Consider the following 3308-nt stretch of genomic DNA (forward strand, 5'->3'; position numbering starts at 1 on the left):
CGGCTGTGTGTTCCATGAATAGAGCTCTTTCTGGATTAGACGGAGCTCTAAGCTAGCGCTCCCGGAACCAGAATCACGGGCGGCAGTGACTTGACGCTTACAAATAAACCAGCTTCGCCTCATCTTAATGGCAAAGTTGAGCGTTCTCAAAAGACAGACAAAGCTGAGTTTTACGCTACCATAGACATCTCAACTGATGGCCTGAAGGACCAGCTGGCAGAATGGCAACATTACTATAACTGGGAACGTCCTCATAGCGCTCACAACGGTAAAACCCGATGGAGCGCTACTTTGAACTTGCTGAGAAAACGCCATACTCCGATGCCGTTCACGCAAACTATCAGCCCAATGAAGAGCATATACAGGAATAGAATTACAAGCTTTAAATTGAGCTGAGAAAATTGAAACGATGTCTATGAATCACACAATTAAATTAATTCGCATCGATATGAACGTATGCGTGTGCTGTTGTTTTTGCATATATATTTCCTTTGTTGCGAAAATAGCGTTGCTTGTTATGTAATTTTACACCCTCCAAAGATCATCAACTTGTAGCCATCTCTATATATAAAACCATCCTCTTTTGTGGAACGTGTGGCATGTAGATTTGGTTCTCCTGAAAGAGAACTTCCGTTCCTCGCTCAAAGCTGACGTTCACATGCACTCCCATCTAGATTGAATCTTTTTAGGCCCCAATAGAAGGTTGCTAATTAAGAGGGCATCTTATGGTTTTATATAAAAATATAAAAACACAGGCTCATAGTTTAACTATGAGCCTGGTTGTTAAATATTCTCCAACCAGACGGAAGAACTTCCATAATTGATCTTGAAATGTCCGGACTCACCAAACTGATCGAAGACTTTAAGTGTGGTTCCCCAGGTAGATGAATTCCCGCTTTGTTTAAACACATCTCTAATATATTCAACAGTCCTGTTAGCAGTGTATTCCAGAACTGTAAATGCAACTGTATTTTGACGCGATACAGAAATAGCTTCACTGAAAGTATAATTTTGGGGATCATAAAGATTAACACCGTGAGGTGAGCTCAGGTTTTGTGGCCATGCGTATCCAACGTACAACCCCCCGGCAAATTCCCAGAAAGACCAGTACATGCTGAGCTGGTTTTCATTATCGCTTCCTGCGTAAGAAGAATACACGTATTTAAAAATATAATTATAATTGCTTTTAAGTGAAAAATAATAATTCGTTTGATGGGAGGTAAGGTAGACATAACTGTCTTTTGAGTAAACGGCCTCCCCCTTGCCTAAGTCATCAGAGGAAGTGGTAATGTCGGCGGTAGTGTAATCCCGGGAGAACAATGTGCTGACGCTTACAGACATTTGTTCAGCACCAGAGGATGCATCCGCTGTGGTGAAATGTTTTCCGTTATCCGTGTCAATGCTAACAGCGATGCGTCTGGATTCGTTATTGAATGTGTAAACATACATAATAATTTGTTTACTACCATCGGAGAGGGCTGCGCGTTCTGATGGTAGCCAATTTTTAACTTCCCCGGTCTGAACCTCCCGGCTGAAATCATTTTCTGTTGCGGTAAAACACCATCCTGAGTTACCGAGCCAGTTCAATTTTTCATCAGATTCGGCGTGACGCAGATTTAAAATATGGTTCCAGGTTTCATCAGCGAAATTTAGTACAACATCATCTCCATCATCATTTTTCTTGAATGCTTTGGCTATAACCTCAACAGGAAGTTGATTCCTGCCGTTTGCATATATAACCGGAGAATTGTGTCCCGATACAGTCTGGATAGTTAATTCAACGCTATCAATATCGTTGGGGTCATCATAAGTTAGTGTGGTCATGGATTTTACCTTTTAATGAGTTAATCTTATCAACTGAAAATAGTTTATTTTCGCTTTCTTTCGCGGGAAGCAAAAAAACGGCCGCAATGAAATAACTGCCCGTGCAGGCAAAAAAATCGCAATAGTATTTATTTAAATATTATTATCGGGCATAAATAATTTTCTTTCCGCCTCCCTTCGCCGTACCAGTCCCGGCTGCGACTCTCCGCCGGCATGAACCCAGCGCAGGAACTCATCTGTCGCACCGTCATAATCCCCGGCATTGAGTTTTCCCGGCAGTGTGCCCGTAGCCGACAGTCCACACGCCTGCGGATCACTGACAGGCCTGCTGACGTTGTTTAATGAGATTAAGCCCATGCTCACTAATTTTTAGTTTATCCTTTTATGTCGTCCACAAATACCGGAGTGGCGAAACGCTTTCTTTCAGAGGAAGAGCTTATCAGGTACTGGTTGATTCAATTTTATAAATATTTCAGACAGATTCTGTCTTTGAAAAGGTCATTCATTTAAGGAATGAGGTCTGAAAATACTTTTTCATACAGTTAATTCATCCGGAAATATCAATTATTTAAAATATTGCTGGCCCTTATTTTTCATTTTTTTGCTGATTTCGCAGCAGGCTGAACCGGTGGATCAGGGGGATGACTAACGCACTGCAGAAAAATGCTCCCACAGCCCGTTCATCCGAGAAAACTCCAGTAATTATCGTTTTAATCACTTCAAGCGTCACATCAGCGCCCAGAATGCCCATTAAAAAGGAAATACAAAAAGCCACAAACTGCTTTTTATGCGTCATCACCCATACGAGTGCACCCCAGAGCGAGGCCACAATGATGCTAACGTGAGGCTGAACCGCAACAGACATCACTAGTGCTCCGAAATTTGGTGAAGTTTTCTCAGTAAGCTCCAGACGTAAGCCGTCCGGATGGCGATACTCCCTGAGAGGTATTTTGTTACTGCTGACGACAGTACGCCCAAAAACCATCCAGGAAAAATGGTTATTATCGATCGGTGACAATATGTTTAATAGTCATTAGCTATCGCTGTTATTAAAATGATCGATCAAACCAATTTCAGGTTGCTCTGGCGGCGGTTGCGCTGCAGCCCAGCGGCGAAGCCACTTATAGCCAGTGGCAGGTGAAATGCCGAAGTGGCGGTAAAGGGAACGGATGTTCACCCCATCCTGCGAGGCGAACAGCACAAACCCGGTACGTAATGACATGGTATCTCTCGCATCCCAAGGAATAAGCGACTCCATTAACGGGTTCTTATGCCTTAATTGTAAGTGTCTACCATGTCCCCGGACTTGTACACCGGCGAAAGGGGCTACAGGTGTGTTTTGAACTAGGCAACCTGAATATCTGTGACGTGTCTGAAATGCTCGCCTGTATACACATCGTAATGGCGTATTAGACGTCAACTACCTTGGCCGATACGCGTCAACTACTCTGGCCGCCTTTGAGTTATTTCTTAGCTGACTGCTG

General features: G+C 43.2%; 3 protein-coding genes and 2 pseudogenes. 1 reads left to right on the forward strand and 4 read right to left on the reverse strand.

All coding sequences use genetic code 11. The features are described from left to right. Positions 1-102 precede the first annotated feature (102 nt). Positions 103-371 (forward strand): annotated as a pseudogene (locus FU672_RS24665) (integrase core domain-containing protein); the annotation flags it as partial. 412 nt (positions 372-783) lie between these two features. Here FU672_RS24665 and FU672_RS24670 read toward each other — a convergent pair. The 4 genes and pseudogenes from FU672_RS24670 to FU672_RS24685 form a co-directional block, all read right to left on the reverse strand. Then, positions 784-1824 carry a hypothetical protein gene (locus FU672_RS24670; protein WP_148245214.1) on the reverse strand — a complete coding sequence of 347 codons (1041 nt, stop codon included), beginning with the start codon at positions 1822-1824 and terminating at the stop codon, positions 784-786. Between the two features lie 132 nt (positions 1825-1956). Next, the gene (locus FU672_RS25505; RefSeq protein ID WP_148245216.1) at positions 1957-2181 is read right to left on the reverse strand and encodes a glycoside hydrolase family protein; all 225 of its coding nucleotides are present in this window, start codon (positions 2179-2181) and stop codon (positions 1957-1959) included. A gap of 229 nt (positions 2182-2410) precedes the next feature. Then, complete coding sequence (locus tag FU672_RS24680; RefSeq protein WP_148245215.1) at positions 2411-2842, reverse strand: hypothetical protein; 432 nt, start codon at positions 2840-2842, stop codon at positions 2411-2413. Between the two features lie 84 nt (positions 2843-2926). Further along, positions 2927-3070 (reverse strand): annotated as a pseudogene (locus FU672_RS24685) (helix-turn-helix domain-containing protein); the annotation flags it as partial. Positions 3071-3308 lie beyond the last annotated feature (238 nt).

The sequence above is a fragment of the Enterobacter asburiae genome, from assembly GCF_008080435.1.
Lineage (GTDB): Bacteria > Pseudomonadota > Gammaproteobacteria > Enterobacterales > Enterobacteriaceae > Enterobacter > Enterobacter asburiae_C.